This is a genomic window from Streptomyces sp. NBC_00252 (assembly GCF_036187565.1).
In the GTDB taxonomy this organism is placed as follows: domain Bacteria; phylum Actinomycetota; class Actinomycetes; order Streptomycetales; family Streptomycetaceae; genus Streptomyces.
Genome location: NZ_CP108087.1, coordinates 2,120,454 through 2,145,694, shown reverse-complemented (window position 1 = coordinate 2,145,694; position 25,241 = coordinate 2,120,454). Strand labels below are relative to the sequence as shown.

23 protein-coding genes are annotated in these 25,241 nt (G+C 70.3%); 12 read left to right on the top strand and 11 right to left on the bottom strand.

All coding sequences use genetic code 11. The features are described 5' to 3' along the window. Positions 1 to 33: 33 nt before the first annotated feature. From OHT77_RS09290 to OHT77_RS09270, 5 genes are all read left to right on the top strand, one after another. Positions 34 to 2,031, top strand: a complete 1,998-nt coding sequence (locus OHT77_RS09290) for a LamG-like jellyroll fold domain-containing protein (protein WP_328827644.1) — start codon at positions 34 to 36, stop codon at positions 2,029 to 2,031. Between the two features lie 35 nt (positions 2,032 to 2,066). After that, entirely contained in the window at positions 2,067 to 3,860 is a 1,794-nt protein-coding gene (locus tag OHT77_RS09285; protein WP_328827642.1) for a gamma-glutamyltransferase family protein, read from the top strand. Positions 3,861 to 3,985: 125 nt separating this feature from the next. Next, positions 3,986 to 4,828, top strand: a complete 843-nt coding sequence (locus tag OHT77_RS09280) for an inositol monophosphatase family protein (RefSeq protein ID WP_328827641.1) — start codon at positions 3,986 to 3,988, stop codon at positions 4,826 to 4,828. A gap of 110 nt (positions 4,829 to 4,938) precedes the next feature. Further along, a complete protein-coding gene (locus OHT77_RS09275; RefSeq protein WP_328827640.1) occupies positions 4,939 to 6,348 on the top strand; it encodes a phytoene desaturase family protein in 1,410 nt (469 codons plus the stop codon). Further along, a complete protein-coding gene (locus OHT77_RS09270) occupies positions 6,345 to 6,854 on the top strand; it encodes an O-acetyl-ADP-ribose deacetylase (RefSeq protein ID WP_328827637.1) in 510 nt (169 codons plus the stop codon). Before OHT77_RS09275 ends, OHT77_RS09270 begins: the two co-directional genes overlap by 4 nt. 140 nt (positions 6,855 to 6,994) lie before the next feature. On the opposite strand, the gene OHT77_RS09265 is transcribed toward OHT77_RS09270, so the two are convergent. Continuing rightward, positions 6,995 to 8,854: a M1 family aminopeptidase gene (locus OHT77_RS09265; RefSeq protein ID WP_328827636.1), complete on the bottom strand. Its 1,860-nt coding sequence runs from the start codon at positions 8,852 to 8,854 to the stop codon at positions 6,995 to 6,997. 290 nt (positions 8,855 to 9,144) lie between these two features. On the opposite strand from OHT77_RS09265, the gene OHT77_RS09260 reads away from it, so the two are divergent. Genes OHT77_RS09260 through ppk2 form a run of 3 tightly spaced genes read left to right on the top strand, consistent with a single transcriptional unit; the run spans position 9,145 to position 11,491 of the window. Further along, positions 9,145 to 10,299 carry an inorganic phosphate transporter gene (locus OHT77_RS09260; RefSeq protein WP_328827635.1) on the top strand — a complete coding sequence of 385 codons (1,155 nt, stop codon included), beginning with the start codon at positions 9,145 to 9,147 and terminating at the stop codon, positions 10,297 to 10,299. 17 nt (positions 10,300 to 10,316) lie between these two features. After that, positions 10,317 to 10,550 (top strand): hypothetical protein, encoded by a 234-nt coding sequence (locus tag OHT77_RS09255; RefSeq protein WP_328827633.1) that lies wholly within the window; start codon positions 10,317 to 10,319, stop codon positions 10,548 to 10,550. Between the two features lie 50 nt (positions 10,551 to 10,600). Further along, a complete protein-coding gene (ppk2, locus tag OHT77_RS09250; protein WP_266774042.1) occupies positions 10,601 to 11,491 on the top strand; it encodes a polyphosphate kinase 2 in 891 nt (296 codons plus the stop codon). A gap of 21 nt (positions 11,492 to 11,512) precedes the next feature. Here ppk2 and OHT77_RS09245 read toward each other — a convergent pair whose 3' ends face one another. Next, a complete protein-coding gene (locus tag OHT77_RS09245) occupies positions 11,513 to 11,899 on the bottom strand; it encodes a luciferase domain-containing protein (RefSeq protein ID WP_328827632.1) in 387 nt (128 codons plus the stop codon). A gap of 112 nt (positions 11,900 to 12,011) precedes the next feature. Further along, on the bottom strand, positions 12,012 to 13,301 hold the full coding sequence (locus OHT77_RS09240; protein WP_328827631.1) for an aminotransferase class I/II-fold pyridoxal phosphate-dependent enzyme: 1,290 nt from the start codon (positions 13,299 to 13,301) through the stop codon (positions 12,012 to 12,014). Between the two features lie 139 nt (positions 13,302 to 13,440). Between OHT77_RS09240 and OHT77_RS09235 the strand changes: the two genes are divergently transcribed. Both OHT77_RS09235 and OHT77_RS09230 read left to right on the top strand, forming a co-directional pair. Beyond that, entirely contained in the window at positions 13,441 to 14,919 is a 1,479-nt protein-coding gene (locus tag OHT77_RS09235) for an AlkA N-terminal domain-containing protein (RefSeq protein ID WP_328827629.1), read from the top strand. Between the two features lie 16 nt (positions 14,920 to 14,935). Continuing rightward, the gene (locus OHT77_RS09230) at positions 14,936 to 15,421 is read left to right on the top strand and encodes a methylated-DNA--[protein]-cysteine S-methyltransferase (protein WP_328827627.1); all 486 of its coding nucleotides are present in this window, start codon (positions 14,936 to 14,938) and stop codon (positions 15,419 to 15,421) included. Between the two features lie 54 nt (positions 15,422 to 15,475). On the opposite strand, the gene OHT77_RS09225 is transcribed toward OHT77_RS09230, so the two are convergent. Then, on the bottom strand, positions 15,476 to 16,210 hold the full coding sequence (locus OHT77_RS09225) for an SIR2 family NAD-dependent protein deacylase (protein WP_328827626.1): 735 nt from the start codon (positions 16,208 to 16,210) through the stop codon (positions 15,476 to 15,478). Positions 16,211 to 16,337: 127 nt separating this feature from the next. On the opposite strand from OHT77_RS09225, the gene OHT77_RS09220 reads away from it, so the two are divergent. After that, positions 16,338 to 16,538, top strand: coding sequence for a type II toxin-antitoxin system VapB family antitoxin (locus OHT77_RS09220; protein WP_019062937.1), 201 nt, complete (start codon positions 16,338 to 16,340; stop codon positions 16,536 to 16,538). 120 nt (positions 16,539 to 16,658) lie between these two features. Here OHT77_RS09220 and OHT77_RS09215 read toward each other — a convergent pair whose 3' ends face one another. After that, positions 16,659 to 17,156 carry an NUDIX hydrolase gene (locus OHT77_RS09215; RefSeq protein WP_328827624.1) on the bottom strand — a complete coding sequence of 166 codons (498 nt, stop codon included), beginning with the start codon at positions 17,154 to 17,156 and terminating at the stop codon, positions 16,659 to 16,661. 492 nt (positions 17,157 to 17,648) lie between these two features. Here OHT77_RS09215 and OHT77_RS09210 point away from each other — a divergent pair, with 492 nt between their 5' ends. Then, positions 17,649 to 18,767 (top strand): glycerate kinase, encoded by a 1,119-nt coding sequence (locus tag OHT77_RS09210; protein ID WP_328834194.1) that lies wholly within the window; start codon positions 17,649 to 17,651, stop codon positions 18,765 to 18,767. A gap of 72 nt (positions 18,768 to 18,839) precedes the next feature. Here OHT77_RS09210 and pssA read toward each other — a convergent pair whose 3' ends face one another. The 6 genes from pssA to OHT77_RS09180 all read right to left on the bottom strand — a co-directional run bounded on the left by pssA (position 18,840) and on the right by OHT77_RS09180 (position 25,239). Next, on the bottom strand, positions 18,840 to 19,658 hold the full coding sequence (gene pssA, locus OHT77_RS09205; protein WP_266776869.1) for a CDP-diacylglycerol--serine O-phosphatidyltransferase: 819 nt from the start codon (positions 19,656 to 19,658) through the stop codon (positions 18,840 to 18,842). Positions 19,659 to 19,680: 22 nt separating this feature from the next. Next, positions 19,681 to 20,337, bottom strand: coding sequence for a phosphatidylserine decarboxylase (locus OHT77_RS09200; RefSeq protein WP_266774051.1), 657 nt, complete (start codon positions 20,335 to 20,337; stop codon positions 19,681 to 19,683). A gap of 169 nt (positions 20,338 to 20,506) precedes the next feature. Continuing rightward, on the bottom strand, positions 20,507 to 21,712 hold the full coding sequence (locus OHT77_RS09195) for an acyl-CoA dehydrogenase family protein (protein WP_328827623.1): 1,206 nt from the start codon (positions 21,710 to 21,712) through the stop codon (positions 20,507 to 20,509). Between the two features lie 2 nt (positions 21,713 to 21,714). Continuing rightward, positions 21,715 to 22,227: a MaoC family dehydratase gene (locus OHT77_RS09190; protein ID WP_328827622.1), complete on the bottom strand. Its 513-nt coding sequence runs from the start codon at positions 22,225 to 22,227 to the stop codon at positions 21,715 to 21,717. A 4-nt stretch (positions 22,228 to 22,231) separates the two neighbouring features. After that, a complete protein-coding gene (locus tag OHT77_RS09185; protein ID WP_328827620.1) occupies positions 22,232 to 23,203 on the bottom strand; it encodes an HpcH/HpaI aldolase/citrate lyase family protein in 972 nt (323 codons plus the stop codon). Then, on the bottom strand, positions 23,200 to 25,239 hold the full coding sequence (locus OHT77_RS09180) for a protein meaA (RefSeq protein WP_328827619.1): 2,040 nt from the start codon (positions 25,237 to 25,239) through the stop codon (positions 23,200 to 23,202). The genes OHT77_RS09185 and OHT77_RS09180 overlap by 4 nt, the downstream gene beginning before the upstream one ends. Between the last annotated feature and the right edge of the window lie 2 nt (positions 25,240 to 25,241).

The following is a 25,241-nucleotide window of genomic DNA, read 5'->3' as shown; positions in this document are numbered from 1 at the left end:
ACGCCGTTCTTCACCTCGGCATTTGGAGCGGACATGGACAGCTCACCCACGGCCGGCAGAGGCCTCGACGACCACGAGCGGCACACGGCGGGCTGCGAGTGCCCCCGCACCGCGGACCTCGACGGCGACGGCATCGCAGCGTCGAGCCGCCGTACGTTCCTGCACCGGGCCGGCGCGCTCGGCGCGGGCACGGCCGCCGCGGGGCTGCTGGGCGCGGCGCCCGCGTACGCGGCCAAGGGCGACAGCGACCCGTACGGTCAGACAACGATGTCACCGGCGCCGCGCGGGACGTGGGACCCCGATCCGGACAACCCGCGGTTCACCGTGGTCGTGATGCCGGACACGCAGTACATGTTCGACCAGGACCGCATCCACCCCGTCCCGATGGAGGCGTCGTTCCGCTGGGTCCTCGACCCGAAGCGGCGTGCGGGCGGCAACGACGAGAACATCGTGTTCCTCGCGCACCTCGGTGACGTGACGCAGAACGGGCTCGCCGGGGAGTACGCGGCGGTCACCAAGGTGTTCGACATGCTGGACCGCGCGGGAGCCTCGTACGGCGTGCTGGCCGGCAACCACGACGTGTCCGCCGACGACCAGCGGGGCCGTACCCCCTACCTGGACACCTTCGGCCCGGCCCGCGCGAAGCGGACGCCCGGCTATCACTCCTCCAGCCCCGACGGCTACAACACCGCGCACATCTTCCGCGCGGGCGGCCGGAGGTGGATGCTGCTGTCGCTCGACTGGCGCCTGTCCGCGAAGGGGTTCGCGTGGGCCAACGCGGTCATCGCGGAGAACCCGACGCTGCCGGTGATCGTCACCACCCACGAGATCGTCGGCGCCGACGACGACGGCGTCGCCGAACTCTCCGACTACGGACAGCAGTTGTGGGACGGCCTGATCAAGGACAACGACCAGATCTTCCTCACCCTCAACGGCCACTACTGGCCGCCCGGCAGCACCGTGCTGAAGAACAGCGCCGGGAACGACGTCCACCTGCACATCACCAACTACCAGGACCGCTACTACGGCGGCGCGGGCATGATCCGCTCCTACCGCTTCGACCTCGACCGCGGCATGATCGACATCGCCACGTTCTCGCCGTGGATCCGCGAACTGGCGGAGAAGGGCGAGGCGAACGCCCTCGCGGCGAAGGAACTCGAACTGACCTCCAAGGTCGACTACTTCTCGATGGAGATCGACTTCGAGAAGCGCTTCGCCGGGTTCGCGCCGGTCCCGCCGCGCAGGTCCCGTCCCGCGCGCCGGATGCTGCTGCCGGGCACGCTGGCCTACTGGCGGTTCGACGAGGGCGGCACGGCCGGCGCCGACGTCGCCTCCGGCACGGTCGTCAAGGACCAGGCGGGCCACGGCAACGACCTCGTCCTCAAGACCGTCCCCGGCACCCCGGCGCACGCGCTCACCTGGACCGGCGACCACCACCCGGACCAACCCGCCCACGCGGGGCTGGTGTTCGCGGGCCAGGGCAACCCGGTCAGCGGCGCGTACCTCCAGACCGTCGACAAGGCACCGCTCAACCGCGAGACCTTCGCGCGGGGCTTCACCTTCGAGGTCTTCTTCAAGGTCCCCGCCGACTGGGACGGCGGCCGCAATGGCTGGTCCTCGATGCTCAGCCGCGCGGGCACGGCGGCACAGGCGGGCAAGAACGGCCCCTCCGCGACCGCCGACGAACCCGTCCTGACCATCAGCCTCTCCAGCTCCATCGAGCTGCAGTGGAACGCCTACCCGCTCAACCAGGACGGCGCCACCACCGCCTGGAGCCACCTCCTCCAGCAGGAGGAGTGGTGGCACGTCGCCGTCACCAACGACGGCCGCGTCAGCAAGCTCTACGTCAACGGCTGCGAGGAGGGCCGCAACCCGACCAGCACGGCCGTCGGCCTGACCACCCTCAACATGCCGTTCCTGCTTGGCGGTTACCAGTGGGCGGGCGCGGTCAGCCAGGTCTTCCACGGCACCATCGGCGACGTCCGGATCAGCGACCGGGCACTGAAGCCGGGGCAGTTCATGAACGCCTAGGGTCCCTGGATTCCGCCGTTCTGTAGATTTTCCGTATGTTCACCACCCGACCCACGCTCCAGGGCACCTTCGGCATGGTGTCCTCCACCCACTGGCTGGCCTCGCAGTCGGCGATGGCCGTCCTGGAGGACGGCGGCAACGCGTACGACGCCGCCGTCGCCGGGGCGTTCGTGCTGCACGTCGTGGAACCGCACCTCAACGGACCCGCCGGTGAGGTGCCGATCCTGCTGGCCCCGGCGGGCGGCGAGGTGCGCGTCCTGTGCGGACAGGGCGTCGCACCCGCCGGAGCGACGATCGAGCACTACAGGGGACTCGGTCTGGATCTCGTGCCTGGTACGGGCCCCCTCGCGGCGGCCGTCCCCGGCGCCTTCGACGCCTGGATGCTCCTCCTCAGGGACCACGGCACGAAGTCCCTGGCCGACGTCCTGAAGTACGCCATCGGGTACGCCGAGGACGGGCACGCGTGCGTGGAGAACGTCGGGGCGACCGTCGAGACCGTACGGGAGCTGTTCGAGACGGAGTGGACCACGTCGGCGGACGTGTACCTGCCCGACGGGAGATCGCCCCGCCCGGGTGAGCTGTTCCGCAACCCCGCCCTCGCCGCCACCTGGCAGCGGCTCCTCGCCGAGGTCGCCGGGGCGGGCGACCGGGAGGCCCAGATCGAGGCCGCGCGCGAGGTGTGGCGCTCCGGCTTCATCGCCGAGGCCCTCGTACGGCAGGCCGGGCGCCCCACCATGGACACCAGCGGCGAGCGCCACACCGGCACCCTCACGGCCGCCGACCTCGCCTCCTGGTCCGCGTCCTACGAGGCTCCCGCGACCTACGACTGGAACGGCTGGACGCTCTGCAAGGCCGGCCCCTGGAGCCAGGGCCCGGTCCTCCTCCAGCAACTCGCCCTGCTCCCGACCGAGTTGCCCGCCTACGGATCCGCCGACTACGTCCATCTCCTGATCGAGGGCTGCAAGCTCGCGATGGCCGACCGCGAGGCCTGGTACGGGGACGCGGACGCCGTACCCCTGGATGATCTGCTGTCGGCGGAGTACAACGCGGCACGACGGCGGCTGATCGACGGGAAGGCGTCGTACGAGCTGCGGCCCGGCAGCCCCGGAGGGCGCGATCCTCGACTGTGCGAGCACGCGCGCGTGGTCGCTCCCGCGGAGCCCGGCTTCGACCCGATGGGCGCGGGGGAGCCGACCGTCGCCCGTCTGACGGCCGACGGCGGCACGCGCGGCGACACCTGCCACCTCGACGTCGTCGACCGCTGGGGCAACATGATCGCGGCCACGCCCAGCGGCGGCTGGCTCCAGTCCAACCCCGTGGTGCCCGAACTGGGCTTCCCCCTCGGCACCCGGCTCCAGATGACCTGGCTGGAGGCAGGACTGCCCAACTCCCTTGCCCCCGGCCGCCGTCCGCGCACCACACTCACCCCGTCGATCGCCCTGCGCGGCGGAGTCCCGGTCCTGGCGTTCGGCACACCCGGCGGGGACCAGCAGGACCAGTGGCAGCTGCACTTCTTCCTCGCGGTCGCCACGCGCGCGAAGGCACGCGGCGGACTCGACCTCCAGGGCGCGATCGACGCCCCGAACTGGCACAACGACAGCTTCCCCGGCTCCTTCTACCCGCGCGGCATGCGACCGGGCAGCGTGACGGTCGAGTCCCGCATGGACGAGGCGGTGGTGGAGGAGCTGCGGCGGCGCGGACACGACGTGACCGTCGGGGACGCCTGGTCCGAAGGGCGGCTGTGCGCGGTCGCGCGGGACCCGGAGGCGGGCATCCTGTCGGCGGCGGCGAACCCTCGGGGGATGCAGGGGTACGCGGTGGGCCGCTGAGCATCCCGCCGCTCACCCGCCGACACCCGGTCTTGGTGATCTCCAGCGCCCGGTATTCATGGTGAATCCACCCGGTGTGCACCGGGCAGGTAGGGATTGTCAGTGACCCGTGCTCTCATGGAGGCATGATCCAAGACACCGAAACCATCGACGAGTTTCTCGCACAGCACTCCGCCGACGTCGAAGAGGCCGTCCGCAAGGCCGCCGCGACCGAGATCATGCCCCGCTTCCGGCAGCTCGCCGCGCACGAGATCGACCAGAAGGCCGGCCCGCACGACCTGGTCACGGACGCCGACCGCAACGCCGAGCTGTATCTGACGGAGGTCCTCGGCGCCCTGCTGCCCGGCTCCGTCGTGGTCGGCGAGGAAGCGGTGCACGCGGACCCGTACACGTACGAGGCGCTCCAGGGCGACGCCCCCGTCTGGATAGTCGACCCGGTCGACGGCACCCGCCAGTTCGTGAACGGCGACACCGGCTTCTGCACCCTCGTCGCGCTCGCCCGCCAGGGAGTCCTGCTGGCGTCCTGGACCTATGCCCCCGCCCGCGACCAGCTCGCCACGGCGGTGAAGGGCGGCGGCGCCTTCCTGAACGGCGCACGGCTGCGCTCCGGCGCCCCGGACCCCGCCCGGGACCTGGACGTGGCCACCTCCCACCCGGACTACACGACGGACGCCCAGAAGCGCGCCCTGCTCGGCCTGTGGACGGACGGCGTGCGCACCCGCCCGTGCGGGTCGGCCGGCCTCGAGTACCTCGCGATCGCCCGGGGCGAGTTGGACGCCACGGCCTTCTCCTGGGAGGCCGCCTGGGACCACGCGGCGGGCCTGCTCCTCGTCGAGGAGGCGGGCGGCGCCCACCTCACGCTCACCGGTGAGCCCTTCCGCATCACCGGGGGCAACGCGCTGCCGTTCACGACAGCCCGCGACGCGGCCACCGCCCGCCGCGTGATCGACCTGCTCAGCGGGTCGTAGGGTCACGGGTTCCGCACACTGGACGGGCTGGCCCCGGCGTTGTCAGTCCCGCGGCATATCCTGGGCCCGAGTTTGCCATCGGCTGACGAAGGGGTCCGAAGGTGCCGTCGATGCTCGATGCGGTCGTGGTGGGTGCGGGGCCGAACGGACTGACGGCTGCCGTGGAGCTGGCCCGGCGCGGTTTCTCCGTGGCCGTGTTCGAGGCGCGGGACACCGTGGGCGGCGGCGCCCGCACCGAGGAGCTGACCCTCCCCGGCTTCCGGCACGACCCGTGCGCGGCGGCGCACCCGCTCGGGGTCAACTCCCCGGCGTTCCGCGCCCTGCCCCTGGAGCGCTATGGCCTGGAGTGGCTGCACCCCGAGCTGCCCATGGCGCACCCGTTCACCGACGGCAGCGCGGCCGTGCTGTCCCGCTCGGTCGCGGAGACGGCCGCGTCGTTCGGACCGCGTGACGCGGGGGCGTACCGCAGGCTGGTCGAGCCCTTCCTGCCCAAGTGGGACACCCTGGTCCGCGACTTCATGTCCCTGCCGGGCACCGCGCTGCCGCGCGACCCGGTCACCCTCGCCCGCTTCGGCCTGGCCGGCCTGCCCCCGTCGACGTGGCTCACCAGCCGCTTCCGGGACGAGCGCGCCAAGACCCTGTTCGCCGGACTCGTCGGCCATGTGATGGCCCCGCTCAGCGGGTTCGCGACCGGCGCGATCGGCCTGGTCTTCGCGCTGGCGGCACACGCGCGTGGCTGGCCGGTGGCCCGCGGCGGCTCCCAGACCATCTCGGACGCCCTCGCCGCCTACCTCAAGGACCTCGGCGGCGAGATCCACACCGACTACGAGGTCAAGCGCCTCGACGACCTCCCCCCGGCCCGCGCCTACGTCTTCGACACCTCGCCCACCGCCCTCGCGAAGATCGCGGGCTTCGGCGACCACTACGCCAACTACCGTTACGGCCCGGGCGTGTTCAAGGTCGACTACGCGCTGGACGGCCCGGTCCCCTGGACCGCCGAGGAGGCGCGCACCGCCGGCACGGTCCAGATCGGCGCCGACAGCACGGAGATCAACACCGCCCTGCGCGCTGCGTCCCGCGAGAACCGCGCCCCCGACCGGCCGTTCATGATCACCGTGCAGCCCAGCGTCGTCGACCCCACCCGCGCCCCGGCCGGCAAGCACGTCTTCTGGGCCTACGGCCATGTCCCCAGCGGCTGGACCGGCGACCTCACGGACGCCCTGGAGCGTCAACTGGAGCGCTTCGCCCCGGGGTTCCGCGACCGCGTGCTCGCCCGCGCGACCGCCGGCCCACCCGAACTCGCGGCCCGCAACGCGAACTACGTGGGCGGCGACATCGGCTCCGGCGCGGTCTCGGGCCTCCAGATCCTGCTGCGCCCCAAGCTCTCGCTCTCCCCGTACGGCACCCCGCACCCGGCCGTGTTCATCTGCTCCTCCTCGACCCCGCCCGGCCCCGGGGTGCACGGCATGTCGGGACACAACGCGGCGAAGGCCGTCTGGCGCAGACTGAGGCAGGCATGACCACCATCACCCTCGTCCGGGGCGACATCACCCGGCAGACCGCCGACGCGATCGTCAACGCGGCCAACTCCTCACTCCTGAGCGGCGGGGGAGTCGACGGCGCGATCCACCGCCGGGGCGGCCCCGCGATCCTGGAGGACTGCCGCAGGCTCCGCGCCTCGCACTACGGCAAGGGCCTGTCGACGGGCCAGGCGGTCGCGACGACGGCGGGCGAGCTGGACGCGCGGTGGGTGATCCACACGGTGGGCCCGGTGTACTCCCGTGAGGAGGACCGCTCGGCCCAACTCGCCTCCTGCTACCGGGAGTCCCTCCGCGTCGCCGACGAACTCGGCGCCCGCACGGTCGCGTTCCCCGCCGTGTCCGCCGGGATCTTCGGCTGGCCGATGGACGACGCGGCACGCATCGCGGTGGAGACGGTGCGGGCGACTCCGTCGGCTGTCGAGGAGGTCACGTTCGTGCTCTTCGACGAGACGGCGTACGAGGCGTTCGGCCGCCAGGTCGGCTGAGGGGCGGGCCGGGTCCGGCCGCCGATTCGCCGGGGTTCCCGCGGCCCAACTCCCGTGATGTCCGGGTTGGTTGACCACGAAGGGGATCGCCGTGCCGTCGGCCGACAGCACGGCGAACCCCCCGTTCTTCCGTGCCGGTGTCAGCCGACGATGCGGTGCGTCGTCCAGAACGACGTCAGGTCCGTGGTCGTCGCCGCCTGGGCCGCCGCCTTGAACTCGGCGGTGGTCGAGACGCCGTACCAGTGCGAAGTGGCGTAGTCCTTCAGGAGTTTGGCCATCGCGGTGTCACCGAGGATGCGGCGCAGGTCGTGCAGGGCGCACTTGCCGTAGCCGTAGACGACGGTGGAGTAGCGGGACGAGTGGGCGTCCCAGTAGGCCATCGAGTTGGTGATGTTCTCCGCCGAGGAGGCCCAGGAGACGCTGTTCCAGCAGTTGGTGCCGGTCAGGCCCTGGGCGAGGTCGGTCGCGTAGTCGGTGAACGCCTCGTCCAGCCACGGGCTGTTGTACTCGTCGTCGCCGACGATGCCGTAGAACCACTGGTGGCCGATCTCGTGGGTGAGGGCCGTGGTGCTGACCAGGTCGAGGACGAAGCCGGGGTACTCCATGCCGCCGAACCAGAAGTTGTTGTCGATGACGGCGTCCAACTCGCCGTACGGGTAGGCCCCGAAGCGGCCCGCGTGGGCGTCGACTGCCGACTTGGCGGTGGTGAGCATCGACTGGGCGTTGGCGGAGCTGATGCCCGAGACCGAGTAGATGTTGATCGCGGTGCCCGCCGCCGACGTACCGGAGATCTTGGTGAACGGGCCCGCCGCCCACGCGAAGTCACGGACCTTGGACGCGGTGGCCGTGGTCACCGTACGGCCGCTGGTGCCGGGGGTGTCCACCGAGGTGCCCGTGGCCGGGACCGACAGGGAAGTCGGGTGGTCCAGGGTGACCTTGAAGTCGGCGGCCAGGGAGTAGAAGGACTCGCCGTTGTTCGTGTACGGGTCCAGGTGCCAGCCCGAGCCGTCCTTGACCGCGAGGACCGGCAGCGCGTTGCCGATCATGTTGAACGCGCCGTCGTGGCCGAACCGGTCCGCGCCGCTCGGGACGGTGATGCCCAAGTCGAAGCCGATCGTGGTGGATTGACCCTGCGTCAGGGGGGTGGGGAGGGCTATGCGCAGGGCCGTGCAGGCGACCGAGAGGGCGCCCGCGGTGCCGCCGGTGACGTTGGTGACGGTGATCGGCGGCGCGGTGCAGGTGCCGTGGTAGTTGTCCCACAGCCGGAGGTACACCTCGGTGAGCGGGGTGGCCGAGGCGTTGGTGAAGGTCGTGCTCTCGTGGCCGGTCCAGACCGTGCCTGCGGTGTTGCTGCTCAGGCTGACGGTGTACGCCGGGGCGGCCGGTGTGCGCGTCGAGTCGGCCGGCGGGGCGGTGTCGCCCGAGGTGTTCAGCGCGATGTCGTCGAGGACGAAGCTCGTCTGGAGGCTGGAGTCCTCGGTGCCGCTGAAGGCGAGGCTCACGGTCTGGCCCGCGAACGAGGAGACGTCGAACGACTTCTGGACGTAGCCGGTGGCCTTGTTCAGGTTCGAGTACGTCGCCAGGGTCGTGCTGCCGATCTTCGCCGTGAGCTTGTCGTACGCGGTCGACGAGGTCGTCTCGGCGGTGTCGATGTGCAGCCAGAAGGTGAGCGTGGCGCTGCTGCAACCCGACGGGATCGTGACGCTCTGGCTCAGGCTGTCGGTGTGCGTGCCGCCGGTGCCGTCCAGCCAGGCGAAGCTGGAGCCGCCGTGGGCGGACTGGCCGGTGCGGCTGGTGATGACGCTCGTCGAGGACGGGGTCCAGGACGAGGTGCCGCTCTCGAAGTCACCGCCCGAGACCACCTGCGCCGGGGTGCAGGCGGCGGCGAGCGGGGCCCCGGCGGGCGCGGCGGCGGCCGGGGTGACGGGGAGCGAGAGGGCGGCCACCGCGGCGACGGCGAACACACCGGCGGCGAGGGCCTTGTGGGGGGTCGATCTCACACGGAACTCCTTCTACGGCGGCCGGGATTCCGGCCTGCTCGGTGCCGCCCGGCCGGACTGGGTGTGCCGGTGGGCGGCGCTGGGGTGCGCGTAGCGATTGCGTGATCGCGGGGGAAGCTTCGCAGATTTGACCGGGCCATGCCATAAGGAGAGGAAAGTGTGTGCGCGAAGTGGAGGATGGGGTGAGCGAGGGGCGCAGCGGGGCGTGCACACGGCGGCGTTGCACGGGCCATGCCTCGATTTGGCCTCCGGTTGGCCGAATGTACGCCTTCGATTGCTTCCATCGAACGATGGACCACATCACGTTCCTCGTGGCGGTCGTCATCGTCACGGCCTTGGCCTTCGACTTCACCAACGGATTCCACGACACTGCCAACGCGATGGCGACGTCCATCGCCACGGGGGCGCTGAAGCCCCGTACGGCGGTTCTGATCAGTGGAGCTCTCAACATCGTCGGCGCCTTCCTGTCCACGGAAGTCGCGAAGACGATCTCCGGCGGCATCGTCGACGACACCCTGGTCACGCCGGGGATGATCTTCGCGGGGCTCGTCGGAGCGATCCTCTGGAACCTCATGACCTGGCTGGTGGGCCTCCCGTCGAGCTCCTCCCACGCCCTGTTCGGCGGTCTGATCGGCGCCGTCTGGGTCGGAGCGGGCTCCGACGGAGTGCACTTCGACAAGGTTGTCGAGAAGATCCTGATCCCCGCGGTGGCCTCGCCGCTGGTGGCCGGGATCGCCGCTCTCCTCGCCACCTACCTCGCCTACAAGATCACCGCCCGGGCCCGCAAGGACTCGGTCACCAAGGGCTTCCGCATCGGCCAGATCGCCTCGGCCTCGCTGGTCTCTCTCGCACACGGCACGAACGACGCCCAGAAGACGATGGGCGTCATCACCCTGACCCTGATCTCGGTGGGCGCGCTCGGCCACGACGCCGGTCCGCCGATCTGGGTGATCGCCTCCGCCGGACTCGCGATCGGCCTGGGCACCTACATCGGCGGCTGGCGCATCATCCGCACGATGGGCAAGGGCCTCACCGACATCGAGTCCCCGCAGGGCTTCGCGGCCGAGGCCGCCTCCACCACCGTCATCCTCACCTCCGCCCACCTGGGCTTCGCGCTCTCCACCACCCAGGTCTGCTCCGGCGGCATCCTGGGCGCGGGCCTCGGCCGACGGCTGGCCGAGGTGCGCTGGGGCACCGCGGGCCGCATGGTCATCGCCTGGCTGGTCACCCTGCCGGCCGCGGCCCTGGTCGGCGGTCTGTCCGCGAGCGTCGTCAAGCACGGCGGCAACCTCGGTACGGCCCTGATCGCCCTGGTCGCCGCCGCCGTGGCCGGATTCATCGTGATCGCCTCGCGCCGCAACCCCGTGCACGCGGACAACGTGAACGAGACCCACGAGGTCACCATCCGCACCGAGGCGTCCTCCGACGTCCGTACGGCCGCCTGAGCCAAGGGAGTTGAGCTATGAGTCTGGACTGGAACGCCCTCGGCGAGGTCTTCGCGGTGAGCGTCGGCGTGACCGTCGGCGTGGTCGTCATCTTCGCGCTGGGCATCCTGGGCCTCGCCCGGGTCGAGGCCGCCCGTGAGGTGGACGGCGGCACGCATGCACTCGGTCTGACGCAGGCGGGGTTGTGCTTTCTCGCGTGTGCGGCTGTCGTGGCGTACGGCATTTATTTGATCGTGCCGCAGTTCCACTGATGACGGCCGCGTACCGCTGAGCTACTGAACCCCCTTGAGAGGAGGCCGGGATGACTGAACTGCTGACCGGGCTGCGGGTCGACTACACCGACCAGGACGACCCCGTGCTGATCCGGCCCGACGGCAGTCCGGTGGACACCTGGCGGGAGAACTACCCGTACGAACAGCGCATGGAGCGCAAGGAGTACGACTGGCACAAGCGGCTCCAGCAGATAGAACTGCTGAAGCTGCAGCGCTGGGTCAAGGACACCGGCCGCCGGCTCGTCATCGTCTGCGAGGGGCGTGACGCGGCCGGCAAGGGCGGCACCATCAAGCGGTTCACCGAGCACCTGAACCCGCGTGGCGCCCGCGTGGTCGCCCTGGAGAAGCCGAGTGAGCGCGAGAGCGGTCAGTGGTACTTCCAGCGCTACGTCCAGCACCTGCCGACCGCGGGCGAGATCGTGCTGTTCGACCGGTCCTGGTACAACCGGGCGGGCGTCGAGCGCGTGATGGGCTTCTGCTCGGACGACGAGTACCGCCGCTTCATGCGCCAGGCCCCGCTGTTCGAGCGGATGCTGGCGGACGACGGCATCGACCTGATCAAGTTCTGGTTCTCCGTCTCACAAGGTGAACAGCGCACCCGTTTCACGATCCGCCAGGTGGATCCCGTACGGCAGTGGAAGCTCAGCGCGATGGACCTGGAGTCCCTGGACCGCTGGGACGACTACACCGCCGCGAAGGTCGCCATGTTCCGGGAGACCGACACGGAACACGCACCCTGGACCGTGGTGAAGAGTAACGACAAGAAACGGGCCCGCGTCGAGGCCATGCGCAGCGTGCTGGCCCGCTTCGACTACGCCGACAAGGACGAGGAGGTCGTCGGCAGCCCCGATCCGCGCATCGTCGGCGAGGCGGCCACCCTGCTGGAGGCGGGCGAGGACGACACGGCGGCGGTGTTCTAGGACCGAGCCCTCAGGCCGGACCTAGTCGCCGTCGCGCGGCACGAGTGTCACCCGGTGGAAGTTGCAGCCGGTCATGGGCGGGCTCCCGGCAGGGGGCCCGCCCGCGTGTGCCTTGAGGGCGACGCTGACCAGGCTCAGCAGCAGGTCGACGTCCGTCTCGCAGTCCAGGTGGACGGTCACCCAGCGCGAACCCGGGATGATCCGGATCGCCGTCGACTCACTGAGATCGTGGTGGAACCGGAGAATGGCCCCGACCGTGAGATGCAGGTCCACATCGTGGTCGGAGTGGAAGTGCACGATCTCGCTGTGAGCGGACCGCAGCGCCCGCCCCGTGCCACAGCTCGCGGGGACCGCGCTGAGGTCGCGCCAGTCTTCCAGTCGCTGCATGGCTCGCTCGGCCAGGGTCATGTCCCCATCGTGGACCGCGCACCGCTTCGCAACCAGAGGTTGAGCGATTTGTAACCGGGGCGTGAGGTACCGCACACCTCGGGCGCGTCAGGTGTGCGGAGCGCGAACCGGGTCAACTCCCGCCGGACACAAGCTTTTCGTACCCCACAAGACGGACGCAGGTGGCCACCCCGTCGATGATCTCCGCGATCTCCGACGAGTCCGGGAAGGAGGGCGCGATCCGGATCGTACGATCCCTCGGATCGTCGCCGTACGGATGGGTTGCGCCCGCCGGAGTCAGCGCGAGACCGGCGTCCGCCGCCCGGCGCACCACCTCGCGGGCACAGCCGTCCGGCACGTCCAGGGTGATGAAGTAGCCGCCCCGGGGCGTCGACCAGGTGGCGAGGCCGGTGCCGCCGAGCCGCTCGTCCAGGACCCGCAGCACGGTGTCGAACTTCGGCCGCAGCAGCTCACGGTGGTTCCGCATGTGCTCGCGCACCCCGTCGGGATCGCGCAGGAACATGACGTGCCGCAGCTGGTTGATCTTGTCGGGCCCGATGGACCGCTTGGCGCTGTTCCCGCGCAGCCAGGCCACGTTGGCCGGGGACGAGCCGAAGAACGCCACGCCCGCGCCGGCCAGCGTGATCTTCGAGGTGGACCCGAAGACGAGGACCCGGTCGGGATGCCCGCTCGCGGCACAGGCCGCCAGGACGTCGGCGATCTCCACCTCCTCGTCGGTGAGGTGGTGCACGGCGTAGGCGTTGTCCCAGAAGATCCGGAAGTCGGGCGCGGCCGTGGGCATCGCGGCGAGCCGTCGTACGGTCTCGTCGCTGTAGCAAGTCCCGTCAGGATTGCTGTACTTGGGCACGCACCAGATGCCCTTCACCGCCGGGTCCCCGGCGACCAGCCGCTCCACCGCGTCCATGTCGGGACCCTCGGCGGTCATCGGCACGGGGATCATCTCGATGCCGAAGCGCTCGCACAGCGCGAAGTGCCGGTCGTAGCCGGGGACCGGGCACAGGAACGCGATCCGCTCCTCGTCCGCCCAGCGGCGGGCCGCGCCGGGCACCGTGCCGAGCAGCGCGTGCACGAGGCTGTCGTGCATCAGCTCCAGGCTGGAGTTGCCCGCGGCGAGCAGCTGCCCGGCCGGTACCTGGAGGAACCCGGAGAAGATCTCCCGGAGCTCCGGCAGGCCGTCCGCGGCACCGTAGTTGCGGCAGTCCGTGCCGTCGGCGGAGGTGTGGCGGTCGCCGGGCAGCGAGAGCAGTGCGGTGGACAGGTCGAGCTGCCGGGCGGAGGGCTTGCCGCGGGTCAGGTCGAGCGAGAGTCCCTTCGCGCGCAGGGCTTCATAGTCGCTCCGGGCCGCGTCGAGAAGGGCCGGGAGGGAATCGGCGGTGTTCGCCGAGGGGGGAGTCGGGGTCACGGAAGCCGACGTTACAAAGCCGGGCGCGTCTCCACCAATGGTTAAGCCGCGGGTATGGTTCTCGCCCGGCAGCAGGCCACGCGACGTCGATGTCGGATTCCCGCCAGCCCCGGCCCACCGCGTATCGGATGCTGGACACATGCAGAACGGGATGCACACCGACACGGAGCGCTGTGTACGCGCGGTCCAGTCCAAGGACGCGCGCTTCGACGGCTGGTTCTTCACGGCCGTCCTGACCACCCGCATCTACTGCCGCCCCAGCTGCCCGGTCGTCCCGCCCAAGCCGGAGAACATGACGTTCTACCCGAGCGCGGCGGCCTGCCAGCAGGCGGGATTCCGGGCCTGCAAACGCTGCCGCCCGGACACCAGCCCCGGCTCACCCGAGTGGAACCAGCGGGCCGACCTGGTGGCCCGCGCGATGCGCCTGATCGCCGACGGAACCGTGGACCGCGAGGGCGTCCCCGGCCTCGCCGCCCGCCTCGGCTACAGCACCCGGCAGGTCGAACGCCAGCTCCTCGCCGAGCTGGGCGCGGGACCCCTCGCCCTGGCCCGCGCCCAACGCGCCCAGACGGCACGGCTGTTGATCGAGACGACCGCCCTCCCCATGGCGGAGATCGCCTTCGCCGCCGGCTTCTCCTCGATCCGCACCTTCAACGACACCGTGCGCGACGTCTTCGCCCTCTCCCCGACCGAACTGCGCAACAGGCGCCCGAAGACAACCGTGTTGACCCCCGGCACCCTCACCCTCCGGCTGCCGTTCCGCGCGCCCCTCAACCCCGACAACCTCTTCGGCCACCTCGCGGCGACCGCGGTGCCGGGCGTGGAGGAGTGGCGCGCCGGCGCGTACCGCCGCACCCTCCGTCTCCCCTACGGCCACGGCATCGCGTCCCTGACGCCCACGTCCGACCACATCGCCTGCCGCCTCACGCTCAGCGACCTGCGCGATCTGCCGGTGGCGATCAGCCGGTGCCGCCGCATGCTCGACCTGGACGCCGATCCGGTCGCGGTGGACGACCAGTTGAGGACCGACCCGGTCCTGGCGCCGCTGGTCGACAAGGCACCCGGGCGACGCGTCCCGCGCACGGTCGACGAGGCGGAGTTCGCCGTGCGGGCCGTCCTCGGCCAGCAGGTCTCCACGGCGGCGGCCCGCACCCACGCGGCCCGCCTGGTCACCGCGCACGGCGAACCGGTCGACGACCCCGAGGGCGGCCTGACCCACCTCTTCCCGTCCGCGGAGTCACTGGCGGCGCTGGACCCGGAATCACTGGCGATGCCGCAGTCCCGCCGGCGCACCTTCACCACCCTGGTAGCCCAACTGGCAAACAACACCCTCCACTTGGGAGTGGAGAGCGACTGGGCGCAAACCCGCGCACAACTCCTCGCCCTCCCCGGCTTCGGCCCCTGGACGGTCGACGCCATCGCCATGCGCGCCCTCGGTGATCCCGACGCCTTCCTCCCCACCGACCTCGGAGTCCGGCGCGCCGCCCAGGAGTTGGGTCTCCCGTCGACCCCGGCCGCGCTCACCGCACGCGCGGCGGCCTGGCGGCCCTGGCGGGCGTACGCGGTCCAGTACCTGTGGGCGACGGACAGCCACCCGATCAACTTCCTTCCCGCGTAAGGAGATTGCAGACCGCATGAAGCACCACACGCTGATCGACAGCCCGTACGGCCCGCTGACCCTCGTCGCCGACGACGACGGCGCCCTCTGCGGCCTCTACATGGTCGACCAACGCCACCGCCCCCCGGAGGAGAACTTCGGCAGCCCCGACGACACCCCCTTCGCCGAACCGAAAGCCCAGCTACAGGCCTACTTCGCCGGCGAGTTGAAGGAGTTCACTCTCCAACTCCGCCTGCACGGAACCCCGTTCCAGCAGCGAGTCTGGGACCAGCTCTGCCGCATCCCCTACGGCGAGACCCGCTCCTACGGCGCCCTCGCCGACGCCCTCGGCAACCCGGGCGCCTCCCGCGCGGTAGGCCTCGCCAACGGCAAGAACCCCATCGGGATCATCGTCCCCTGCCATCGGGTGGTCGGCGCGAACGGCAGTCTCACGGGGTACGGCGGCGGGCTGGAACGCAAGCAGCGGCTGTTGGATTTCGAGAGCGGGGCGGCGCTGTTCTGACGCGCATGGCATCGCGTGCAGGTGAACTCCCGCACGGCCGGCCCGAACTCCGCGTCACCCGCTGAGCTCACCGAGTCCGCGCAGCAGCGCGGGCAACGCCGTCCCGATCGGCTCCCGTACGACCTCGTCGGCGAGTTCGTCGTACGGTGTCGCCTCGGCGTTGACGATGACCAGCCGGGCGCCGTGATCGACGGCGACGCCGGCGAGCCCGGCGGCGGGGTGCACCTGCAGGGTGCTGCCGACGGCGATGAACACCTGGCAGGCCTTGGTGACGGCGGCGGCCTCGCCGAGGACGACGGGATCGAGCTGCTCGCCGAAGTAGACGGTCGCGGACTTCAGGATCCCGCCGCAGACCAGACACCCGGGATCGTCCTCCCCGGCCTCGACCCGCGCGATCGCGTCCGCCATCGGCCCGCGCGCATGGCATCGCGTGCAGGTGAACTCCCGCGCGGAGCCGTGCAGTTCGAGCACCTTCCGTGCGGGCAGCCCGGCGAGCTGATGCAGCCCGTCGACGTTCTGCGTGATGACCCGCACCGGCACACCGGACCGCTCCAGCTCCACGACGGCCCGGTGCGCGGCGTTGGGCTCGGCCCGCAGGGCCTGGGTCTGCCGCCGCAGCTGCCACGACCTGCGCCGGATCTCCGGGTCACCCATGTAGTAGTCGTAGGTCACGAGCTTCTCCGCCTCGGGATCCTTCCGCCACAGACCGTTCGGGCCGCGGTAGTCGGGGATGCCGGAGTCGGTGGAGATACCCGCGCCGGTGAGGAGGGCGACAAGAGGCTTGCTCATGGTGGCGAGGGTAGGGGGGTGGGGGCGGGGCGGCGAGTGGATATCGCGGTGTCAGGCGGCCGCCGGTCGGGGAATCCCTCGGCTCGTCCGGATGTCCGGGGCCGGGAGGCGGTGCTAGCGTCCGCCCATGGCCAAGGTGACCGTCTCGCTCGATGCCGCGCTCGTCGTGGAAGTCATGGTGCTCGCGGGCGTGGGCAACCCGCAGGACGCCGTCGAACTCGTGGTCCGTGACTACATCGAGCGGGGCCACCGCACGGAGGCCAGGGCCGAGGCGCGCGACGACGCGCTACGTGAGGTGGATGTGAAACCTCGGGACGTCGAGGGCTGAACTCCGGCCCAGGGATTAGGTGTTGAAGGCTGACGCCCGCGCGGCAGGGCGGCTGATGCCGAGGCCGATGTCGGTGTCGGTCAACTGGCCCGGCCGCGCCCGGTGTTGGACCCGGAGCCGTCAGCCCACCCGCTGGCCGTTCTCCAACTCCGCCGTGCCCGAACCCTCTTCCAGTACGTCCAGCCCGACCAGGACCCGCAGCCCCAGCGAACCCGACAGGTACTCCGGGATGTCCTCGCGCGGGACGAGGCGCCAGGACAGGAGTTCCTCCTCCTGGAGTCGGATCGAGGCGAGGTCGTTCGCGGTGAGGACGCCGCCGTCGTAGAGGTAGGCGACCAACGGCGGGTACTCCGGACCGTGGTAGACCCAGTCGACGGCGAGCAGGCGGCCGAGTTCGACGTCGAGGCCGATCTCCTCCAGCGTCTCGCGGCGCGCGCCCTGGCGCGGGGTCTCACCGTCGTCCGACTCGATCGTGCCGCCCGGAAGCGCCCAGCCCTCACGGTAGTTGGGCTCGACGAGCAGGACGTTTCCGTCGGCGTCGCGGAAGAGGGCGGCGGCCCCGGCGAGGATGCGGGGGAGACCCGCGAGGTACGTGGCGAAGTCTTGCGTGGTGGTCATTCAGGAAGGGTAACCAGCCCGCGCAGTCACCTCGCAGACTCACCGCCCGGCACGGAGAAGCGGCAGCGGGGCCGCGCTCGACCAGGGCCTTCCTGCACCGCGAGTCGTACCGCGGCGCCGCCCAGGCCTTCACCCACGCAATCCCTACGACCCCGCTACGACCCCGCCCGCAACCCGTCCACGATCAGCCCGAGGACGTCGATGGCGGCGACGAAGGGCGCGGTCCAGGCGTCGGTCGGCCCGGCCCCCGGGGATGCGGTTCGCGAGCGTCGGCTCAGTGCCCGCGGAGGTCATACGCCCCGGTGGACCGATTCCGGGTCCCGCAACGTCACAGCGTGTGCTCGGCCCGGTCCCAGCGTTCGGTCGGGGCATGACGGCGGGGGTGTCCGCCGGTTAAGGTCACAGCGGCGCGACTGGCCCCTGAACGCGCGGGGGCCCGTAGAGCAAGGGGATCGCAAGGTGGCGAACGCTGCACAGAGGGGCACCCACAGGGTGCTCATCGCCGCGGACAAGTTCAAGGGGTCGCTGACGGCCGTGCAGGTCGCCGAGCGGGTGACGGCCGGGCTGCGCCGGGTCGTACCCGATCTGGAGGTCACCGCCATGCCGGTCGCCGACGGCGGCGACGGCACGGTGGACGCGGCCGTGGCGGCGGGCTTCGAGCGGCGGGAGATACGGGTCGCCGGGCCCCTCGGTGACGAGGTCACCGCGGCCTTCGCGGTCCGCGGCGACACGGCCGTCGTGGAGATGGCCGAGGCGAGCGGGCTGCAACGCCTGCCCAAGGGAGTCTTCGCCCCGCTGACCTCCTCGACGTACGGCTCCGGCGAACTGCTGCGGGCCGCGCTCGACGCGGGCGCCCGCACGATCGTGTTCGGCGTCGGCGGCAGCGCCACGACCGACGGCGGCGCGGGCATGCTCTCCGCCCTCGGCGCCCGCTTCCTGGACGCGGAGGGCGAACCGGTGCCCCCGGGCGGCGGCGGCCTCACCGATCTCGCCTCGGCCGACCTCACCGGCCTCGACCCGCGCCTCACCTCCGTCGACCTGATCCTCGCGAGCGACGTCGACAACCCCCTCACAGGGCCCAAGGGCGCCCCCGCGGTCTACGGCCCCCAGAAGGGCGCCGCACCGGACGACGTGGACGCCCTCGACGCGGCCCTCGGGCACTACGCGAAGGTCCTGGAGGAGTCGATCGGCGGGAAGGCCGCCGAGTACGCCGCCGCCCCCGGCGCGGGCGCGGCAGGCGGCATCGGCTACGGCGCCCTTCTCCTCGGCGCCCGCTTCCGCCCCGGCATCGACGTCATGCTCGACGTCCTCGGCTTCGCCTCCGCCCTGGAGGGCGCCACCCTCGTCATCACCGGCGAGGGCTCCCTGGACGAGCAGACCCTCCACGGCAAGGCCCCGGCAGGCGTGGCCGCGGCGGCCCGCGCCGAGGGCAAGGAGGTCGTCGCCGTCTGCGGCCGCCTCTCCCTCCCGCCCCAGTCCCTCGGCCACGCGGGCATTCGCCGCGCGTATCCCCTCACGTCCGTCGAACCGGACGTGGCGAAGTGCATCGCGGATGCCGGTCCGATCCTGGAGCGGGTGGCGGAGAACATCGCGCGGGACTTCCTGGTCTGAGTCCCACCCCGAGGAACGTCGAAGGGCCCCGAACCGTGAACCGGTCCGGGGCCCTTCTTCAGTTCTTCCGGCCTACGGCTGGGCAGCCCGCGCCTCGCGCCGGTTGTCGCGGAAGTTGTTCACGCGGCGGGCCGTCGCGAACAGGGGGATCACCGCGCCCATGACCAGCTGGAGCGCACAGCCCGTCTGCAGGAGCAGCTGACCGCTCGGGGCGTCGAACGCCCAGGCCGCCAGCAGACCCATGGACAGGACGATCCAGGCGAGCATGGCCACCGCGAGGCGACCGCGCGGCTTCGGGTACTCGACCCGGCTCACCATCAGCCAGGCGGTGCCGAGGATCGCGAGCAGCGTCGCCACGAACGGCAGCTCGAGGAGCACGATCGAGACCACGGTCAGCGCGCCGAACGGCGAGGGCATGCCCTGGAACATGCCGTTCGGCGGTGTCACGCACGAGAACCGCGCGAGCCGCAGCACCACCGCCAGCAGCACGACGATCGCCCCGACCGCGGCCACTCTCTGGTGCGCGTCGTCGGCGACCATGCCGTAGACGAGGACGAAGTACGCCGGCGCGAGGCCGAAGCTGATGAGGTCCGACAGGTTGTCCAGCTCCGCGCCCATGGGGGAGGAGCGCAGTTTGCGGGCGACGAGGCCGTCGAAGAGGTCGAAGACCGCCGCGCACAGCATCAGGATGACCGCGGTGGCCGCGCTGTGGCGGGCCATGCCGGTCGACTCGTCGTTGCCCGTCAGGTGCGGGATCAGGATGCCGGTGGTGGTGAAGTACACCGCCATGAAGCCGCAGGTGGCGTTGCCGAGGGTGAGGGTGTCCGCTATTGAGAGGCGGAGAGAAAGAGGCATCTCCTCCTCGTCGTCCACGTCATCCGCCTCGGGCACCCAGCCCGCCTGTGTCTCCGGATCAATCACGGTCAATGCGAGTCACCCCAGCCACCGTCTTCTGACCGACCTCCACGTCCACCTCGACACCCTCGGGGAGGTAGATGTCGACGCGCGAGCCGAAGCGGATCAGTCCGATGCGCTCGCCCTGCTCGACCTTCGTGCCCTGCGGGACGTAGGGGACGATCCGGCGGGCGACGGCGCCGGCGATCTGGATCATCTCGATGTCACCGAGCTCGGTGTCGAAGTGCCAGACGACCCGCTCGTTGTTCTCGCTCTCCTTGTTGAACGCGGGAACGAAACCACCGGGGATGTGCTCGACCGACGTCACCGTGCCGGAGAGCGGCGCGCGGTTGACGTGGACGTTGAGCGGGCTCATGAAGATGGCGACGCGGGTGCGACCGTCCTTCCACGGCATGATGCTCTGCACCACACCGTCGGCGGGCGAGATGACCCGGCCCGGGGTGATCTCGCGCTCGGGGTCGCGGAAGAACCACAGCATGCCCGCCGCAAGCGCGGTGGCGGGTACGGCCACGACCTTGGCGGCGCCGGACTTGCGTGCGCGTACCAGGCTGAGGGCTGCGGTGGCGACAGTCGGCAGGAGCCACGGCGATGCTCCGCGCGCGAGGCGTACGCCTGCCAGGCTGTCGCGTGGTGCAGAGGTTTGGCTGTGGGGCATGGATGACCTTCGTAGCGGATGATGCCGCGCTGTAACGGGGGACGGCGGCTTTCCCGGGATCGTACCGGTCGTGGGCCACAACTGGGTAAGCCAGGAAGCCGAGTCGGCGGCTGAGGAGCGTTGACGGGGTGTGATCTTCTTCTCGGAGAAAACACCCCGAAACGGACAATCAGCCCTGGAATCGATACTCTTCGAGCAACCTGCGCCCGATGATCATTTTCTGGATTTCGGCGGTACCTTCGCCGATCAACAGCATCGGCGCCTCGCGGTAAAGGCGTTCGATCTCGTACTCCTTGGAGAAGCCGTACCCGCCGTGGATCCGGAAGGCGTCCTCGACGACCTCCTTGCAGTACTCGGAGGCGAGGTACTTCGCCATCCCTGCCTCGAGGTCGTTTCGCTCCCCGGAGTCCTTTTTGCGTGCCGCATTGACCATCATCGCATGGGCGGCCTCGACCTTGGTAGCCATCTCCGCCAGCTTGAACTGGATCGCCTGGTGCTGGGCGATGGGCTTTCCGAAGGTGTGCCGCTGCTGCGCGTAGGAGACGCCCAGCTCGAAGGCACGCTGAGCGACCCCGCAGCCACGCGCCGCGACATTGACGCGGCCGACCTCGACTCCGTCCATCATTTGGTAAAAACCTCGGCCGGTCTCCCCGCCGAGCACGCGGTCGGCCGGAATCCGCAGGCCGTCCATGATCAACTCGGTGGTGTCGACGCCCTTGTAGCCCATCTTGTCGATCTTCCCGGGGATGGTGAGACCGGGCCGGACCTCGCCGAAGCCGGGCTCCTTCTCGACCAGGAAGGTCGTCATCGACTTGTGGGGCGCGGTGCCCTCCGGGTGTCCTTCGTCACTTCGTACGAGAACGGCGACGAGAGACGACGTACCGCCGTTCGTCAGCCACATCTTCTGGCCGTTCAGGACGTACTCGTCGCCGTCCTTCACCGCCTTCGACGAGATCGCCGAGACGTCCGAACCGAGCGCCGGCTCCGACATCGAGAACGCGCCCCGGATGTCGCCCGCCGCCATGCGCGGCAGGAAGTGGTCCTTCTGCTCCTGGGTGCCGTGCTGCTTGAGCATGTAGGCCACGATGAAATGGGTGTTGATGATGCCGGACACCGACATCCACCCGCGCGCGATCTCCTCCACGCACAGGGCGTACGTCAGCAACGACTCGCCCAGGCCGCCGTACTCCTCCGGGATCATCAGGCCGAAGAGGCCCAACTCCTTGAGCCCGTCGACGATGTGCTGCGGATACTCGTCGCGGTGCTCCAGCTCGGTGGCGACCGGGAGGATCTCCTTGTCCACGAAGTCGCGGACGGTGGACAGGATCTCCCGCTGGATGTCGGTGAGACCGGCGGTCTGGGCGAGTCGCGCCATGGCTACTTCTCCGTCTGCTTCAGCTGGGGGCGGCCGGGCTGCTCGCCGCCGCGCTCCTTGATGTACGTCTCGGTCGGCACCATCACCTTGCGGCGGAACACGCAGACCAGCGTGCCGTCCTGCTTGTAGCCCTTGGTCTCGACGTACACGATCCCGCGGTCGTTCTTCGACCTGGACGGCGTCTTGTCGAGGACCGTCGTCTCGCCGTAGATCGTGTCGCCGTGGAAGGTCGGCGCCACGTGCTTCAGCGACTCGACCTCCAGGTTGGCGATCGCCTTGCCCGACACGTCCGGCACCGACATGCCCAGCAGCAGCGAGTAGATGTAGTTCCCGACGACCACGTTCTTGCCGAAGTCCGTCGTGTTCTCGGCGTAGTTGGCGTCCATGTGGAGCGGGTGGTGGTTCATCGTCAGGAGACAGAAGAGGTGGTCGTCGTACTCCGTGACGGTCTTTCCGGGCCAGTGCTTGTAGACCGCGCCGACCTCGAACTCCTCGTAGGTGCGTCCGAATTGCATGGGCTCAGGCCTCCGGGGCTTCGAACGTGGACGTGCGCTCCATGCCCGCGGCCCGGCCCTTGCCGGAGATGACGAGCGCCATCTTGCGGCTGGCCTCGTCGATCATCTCGTCGCCGAGCATCGCGGAGCCCTTCTTGCCGCCGGCCTCGGACGTGTAGTAGTCGTACGCGTCCAGGATCAACTCGGCGTGGTCGAAGTCCTCCTGGGACGGCGAGAAGATCTCGTTGGACGCCTCGACCTGGCCCGGGTGCAGCACCCACTTGCCGTCGAAGCCGAGCGCGGCGGCACGCTGGGCGACCGCGCGGTAGCCGTCGACGTTGCGGATCTGGAGGTAAGGGCCGTCGATCGCCTGGAGGTTGTTGGCGCGGGCGGCCATCAGGATCTTCATCAGGATGTAGTGGTAGGCGTCCGCCGGGTAGCCGGGCGGCTGTTCGCCCACGACGAGGGACTTCATGTTGATCGACGCCATGAAGTCGGCGGGACCGAAGATGATCGTCTCGACGCGCTGCGAGGCCTGGGCGATCTCGTTGACGTTGTTGAGCCCCTGCGCGTTCTCGATCTGCGCCTCGATGCCGATCTTGCCGACCTCGAAGCCCATCGTCTTCTCGATCTGCGTCAGCAACAGGTCCAGCGCCACGACCTGTTGGGCGTCCTGCACCTTCGGCAGCATGATGCAGTCGAGGTTCGGACCCGCGCCCTCGACGACCGTGACGACATCGCGGTACGTCCACTCGGTCGTCCAGTCGTTGACGCGCACGACCCGTGTCTTGCCCGTCCAGTCGCCCTCGTTGAGGAACTTGACGATGGTGTGCCGCGCCTCGGGCTTGGCGAGCGGCGCGCACGCGTCCTCCAGGTCCAGGAAGACCTGGTCGGCCGGGAGGCCCTGCGCCTTCTCCAGGAAGCGCGGGTTGCTTCCCGGGACCGCGAGACAGGAGCGCCGCGGGCGAAGCCGGTTGACGGGGGCGGGCGTGGTCATGCGGGGACCTCCAAGGGGTCGAGCAGAGGGTCGAGCTTGTTCGCTTTCCGGATCTCGTCGACGATGCGGCCGATGATTCCGGTGATGTCGAAGTCCTTCGGGGTGAAGACCGCCGCGACTCCGGCGGCCCGCAGCGTGTCGGCGTCACCATTGGGGATGATCCCACCGGCGATGACAGGTATGTCTGTGGCACCGGCCACACGGAGCCGTTCGAGGACGTCCGGCACCAGCTGGGCGTGCGAGCCGGACAGGATGGACAGCCCGACCGCGTGCACGTCCTCCGCGAGGGCCGCGTCCACGATCTGCTCCGGGGTCAGCCGGATGCCCTGGTACACCACCTCGAAGCCGGCGTCACGCGCGCGTACGGCGATCTGCTCGGCGCCGTTGGAGTGCCCGTCCAGGCCCGGCTTGCCGACCAGGAACCGCAGCTTGCCGACGCCCATGTCGCGAGCCGTCGCATCCACCTTGCGGCGTACGCCGGCCATCGCCGAGCCCTCCTCGGCGGGCACCGCGACCGGCGCCGACGAGACGCCCGTGGGCGCCCGGAACTCGCCGAACACCTCCCGCAGGGCCCCGGCCCACTCACCGGTCGTGACACCGGCGCGTGCGCACTCCAGGGTGGCCTCCATGAGGTTGCCGGTGCCCTTCGCGGCCTCCTTCAGCCGCTCCAGCGCCTTGCACGGGCGCGGGTGGTTGAACGGCGGCTGATAGCGCGTGTCCCGCCACCGCTGCAACGACGCGATGACGCGGGCCTCTACGGCCGGGTCGACCGTCTGGATCGCCGTGTCGAGGTCGGCGGTGAGGGGATTGGGCTCGGTCGTGTTGAAGATGTTGACGCCGACGATCTTCTCCTGACCGGACTCGATCCGGCCCCTGCGCTCCGCGTGCGAGGACACGAGCTGCGACTTGAGATAGCCGGACTCGACGGCGGCCATCGCGCCGCCCATCTCCTCGATGCGGTCGATCTCCGCGAGGGACTCCTCCACCAGGGAGGCCACCTTCGCCTCGATGACATGGGAGCCGTCGAAGATGTCCGCGTACTCCAGCAGGTCGCTCTCGTGCGCCAGCACCTGCTGGATGCGCAGCGACCACTGCTGGTCCCACGGGCGCGGCAGCCCCAACGCCTCGTTCCATGCCGGGAGTTGCACGGCACGCGCGCGTGCGTCCTTCGACAGCGTCACCGCCAGCATCTCCAGCACGATCCGCTGGACGTTGTTCTCCGGCTGCGCCTCCGTCAGGCCCAGGGAGTTGACCTGGACGCCGTAGCGGAAGCGGCGCTGCTTCGGGTTCTCGATGCCGTAGCGCTCGCGGGTGACCTGGTCCCAGATGCGGCCGAAGGCGCGCATCTTGCACATCTCCTCGATGAAGCGGACGCCCGCGTTCACGAAGAAGGAGATGCGGGCGACGACGTCGCCCCTGCGGTCCTCCGGGATCTGACCGGACGCGAACACCGCGTCCAGGACGGCGATCGCGGTGGACATGGCGTACGCGATCTCCTGGACCGGGGTGGCCCCGGCCTCCTGGAGGTGGTAGCTGCAGATGTTGATCGGGTTCCACTTGGGGATGTGGTTGACCGTGTAGCAGATCATGTCGGTGGTCAGCCGCAGCGAGGGCACCGGCGGGAACACGTGCGTGCCCCGCGACAGGTACTCCTTGACGATGTCGTTCTGGGTCGTGCCCTGGAGCTGGGTGATGTCCACACCCTGCTCCTCGGCGACGACCTGATAGAGCGCCAGCAGCCACATGGCGGTGGCGTTGATCGTCATCGAGGTGTTCATCTGGTCCAGGGGGATGTCCTGGAACAGCCGGCGCATGTCACCGAGGTGCGCGATCGGAACACCGACCCGGCCGACCTCGCCGCGGGCGAGGATGTGGTCGGAGTCGTAGCCGGTCTGCGTCGGCAGGTCGAACGCGACCGACAGACCGGTCTGGCCCTTGGCGAGGTTGCGCCGGTACAGCTCGTTGGACGCCTCTGCCGTGGAGTGACCGGCGTACGTGCGCATGAGCCACGGCCGGTCTTTCTGGCGCTCAGTCATCT

Coding starts and splice junctions, on each gene's coding strand:
- OHT77_RS09290 (WP_328827644.1), top strand. CDS start 34: ATGGACAGCTCACCCACGGCCGGCAGAGGCCTCGACGACCACGAGCGG.
- OHT77_RS09285 (WP_328827642.1), top strand. CDS start 2,067: ATGTTCACCACCCGACCCACGCTCCAGGGCACCTTCGGCATGGTGTCC.
- OHT77_RS09280 (WP_328827641.1), top strand. CDS start 3,986: ATGATCCAAGACACCGAAACCATCGACGAGTTTCTCGCACAGCACTCC.
- OHT77_RS09275 (WP_328827640.1), top strand. CDS start 4,939: ATGCTCGATGCGGTCGTGGTGGGTGCGGGGCCGAACGGACTGACGGCT.
- OHT77_RS09270 (WP_328827637.1), top strand. CDS start 6,345: ATGACCACCATCACCCTCGTCCGGGGCGACATCACCCGGCAGACCGCC.
- OHT77_RS09260 (WP_328827635.1), top strand. CDS start 9,145: ATGGACCACATCACGTTCCTCGTGGCGGTCGTCATCGTCACGGCCTTG.
- OHT77_RS09255 (WP_328827633.1), top strand. CDS start 10,317: ATGAGTCTGGACTGGAACGCCCTCGGCGAGGTCTTCGCGGTGAGCGTC.
- ppk2 (WP_266774042.1), top strand. CDS start 10,601: ATGACTGAACTGCTGACCGGGCTGCGGGTCGACTACACCGACCAGGAC.
- OHT77_RS09245 (WP_328827632.1), bottom strand. CDS start 11,899: ATGACCCTGGCCGAGCGAGCCATGCAGCGACTGGAAGACTGGCGCGAC.
- OHT77_RS09235 (WP_328827629.1), top strand. CDS start 13,441: ATGCAGAACGGGATGCACACCGACACGGAGCGCTGTGTACGCGCGGTC.
- OHT77_RS09230 (WP_328827627.1), top strand. CDS start 14,936: ATGAAGCACCACACGCTGATCGACAGCCCGTACGGCCCGCTGACCCTC.
- OHT77_RS09225 (WP_328827626.1), bottom strand. CDS start 16,210: ATGAGCAAGCCTCTTGTCGCCCTCCTCACCGGCGCGGGTATCTCCACC.
- OHT77_RS09220 (WP_019062937.1), top strand. CDS start 16,338: ATGGCCAAGGTGACCGTCTCGCTCGATGCCGCGCTCGTCGTGGAAGTC.
- OHT77_RS09215 (WP_328827624.1), bottom strand. CDS start 17,156: ATGACCACCACGCAAGACTTCGCCACGTACCTCGCGGGTCTCCCCCGC.
- OHT77_RS09200 (WP_266774051.1), bottom strand. CDS start 20,337: ATGCCCCACAGCCAAACCTCTGCACCACGCGACAGCCTGGCAGGCGTA.
- OHT77_RS09195 (WP_328827623.1), bottom strand. CDS start 21,712: ATGGCGCGACTCGCCCAGACCGCCGGTCTCACCGACATCCAGCGGGAG.
- OHT77_RS09190 (WP_328827622.1), bottom strand. CDS start 22,227: ATGCAATTCGGACGCACCTACGAGGAGTTCGAGGTCGGCGCGGTCTAC.
- OHT77_RS09185 (WP_328827620.1), bottom strand. CDS start 23,203: ATGACCACGCCCGCCCCCGTCAACCGGCTTCGCCCGCGGCGCTCCTGT.
- OHT77_RS09180 (WP_328827619.1), bottom strand. CDS start 25,239: ATGACTGAGCGCCAGAAAGACCGGCCGTGGCTCATGCGCACGTACGCC.